Origin of the sequence: Streptomyces sp. NPDC001373 (genome assembly GCF_042895815.1) — a bacterium.
Classification (GTDB): Bacteria; Actinomycetota; Actinomycetes; order Streptomycetales; family Streptomycetaceae; genus Streptomyces.
Genome location: NZ_JBIAWQ010000066.1, coordinates 1 through 1362, shown reverse-complemented (window position 1 = coordinate 1362; position 1362 = coordinate 1). Strand labels below are relative to the sequence as shown.

2 protein-coding genes are annotated in these 1362 nt (G+C 67.2%); both read right to left on the bottom strand.

The features are described 5' to 3' along the window. Positions 1-10: 10 nt before the first annotated feature. Positions 11-409: a type IV toxin-antitoxin system AbiEi family antitoxin domain-containing protein gene (locus ACFY15_RS36895; protein ID WP_390827088.1), complete on the bottom strand. Its 399-nt coding sequence runs from the start codon at positions 407-409 to the stop codon at positions 11-13. Next, positions 406-1260: an IS5 family transposase gene (locus tag ACFY15_RS36890; RefSeq protein ID WP_390827087.1), complete on the bottom strand. Its 855-nt coding sequence runs from the start codon at positions 1258-1260 to the stop codon at positions 406-408. Before ACFY15_RS36890 ends, ACFY15_RS36895 begins: the two co-directional genes overlap by 4 nt. Positions 1261-1362: the final 102 nt, after the last annotated feature.

Genomic DNA, 1362 nt, shown 5'->3' with positions numbered 1-1362 from the left:
TCAGAGGACGTTAAGTCCGTTTCTGGTAGCAGCCTCGTCCGGGCTGGGTGAGGAAGCCTTGGCGGGTGAGGCGTCCGAGGCGGCTGCGGGTGATGTTGACGGATGCCTCGTCGGTGGGCATGCCGAGGAGTTCGTGCAGCTCACGCGCTCGGAAGACCTGGTGGGGGTGCTGGTGGAAGGCGTTCACGATGGCCTGGTAGGCGGTGTTCGTCTCGGGCTGATCGGGGTCGCCTCCAGCCGGTGCGAGTTCGGCGATGACCTTGGCGGTGGTGGCCAGGTCCGCGAGTCGCGCTTCGGCCTCGGCCAGGGCGGCGGTCAAGTGCTGGATCTGGTCGCGTAGTTCACCGGCCCGGGCGGTGGTCTCGTCGTGCTGGGTCTGGAGGCCGGCCAGGAGCTCGGTGACGTTCACGCGGCCAGCCCGAGGGTGTCGCGCCAGGCCGGAGACGGTGTGGTGAGGCGGCGGGCCATGTTCGCGATCGAGGCCCAGTAGACGCGTGAGGCGGAGGTGTCGGGCCGGTGGTCGTACTCACGGGCGAGGCGGCGGTGCAGCATCAACGTGCCGTTGACCTGCTCCACGATCCACCGCTTGGGCTGCGGAATGAAGCCTTTGCCCTGGTCAGCGGGGTTGCGGCGGACGATCTCTACGTCGATGCCGGCCAGGGCGCCGTGGATGAGGACCTCGTCCTTGAAGCCCTGGTCCACGAGGGCTTTCTCCAGGCGGTTGCCGCACCGTTCGGCGGCCTGGTCGAGCAGGGCGGTGCCGGCGGCGTTGTCGTGGGCGGAGGCGGCCAGCACGACAACGCCGATGACCAGGCCCAGGACGTCGACGGCCAGTCCCCGCTTGCGGCCCGACATCCTCTTGTGCGCGTCCAGTCCCGTCGTGGTCTTCGGAACACCGGCGGCCGCGCGGACGGACTGGGTGTCGATGATCACGAGGGACGGGTCCTCTAATCGGCGGGCTCTCTCCCTCACCTGGCAGCGCAGGAGTTCCTGGATGCGCTGGTCGAGGCCGTCCTGGCGCCACAGGGTGAAGTAGTAGAACACCGCCGACCAGGTCGGCAGGTCATGCGGCAGGTAGCGCCACTGGCAGCCCGTCCGGTTCTGGTAGAAGATCGCATTTACGACTTCCCGCAGGTCGCAGGCTCCGGGATCCCCGGTCGCTGACCGTGCGACCCGGTCCTGCTTCCAGGCCGTGATCATCGGCTGGATCAACGCCCACTGCTCGTCCGATAAGTCACTGGGGTATGGCTTTCTCTCCATGGCCGCATCTCAGCATGAACATGCCCAGCGGATGTCCGGCATGGCGATCAGTACCACGATCGAGCGATCACGAACCGAGGAAGATCGGACTTAACGTCCTCT

Coding starts and splice junctions, on each gene's coding strand:
- ACFY15_RS36890 (WP_390827087.1), bottom strand. CDS start 1,260: ATGGAGAGAAAGCCATACCCCAGTGACTTATCGGACGAGCAGTGGGCG.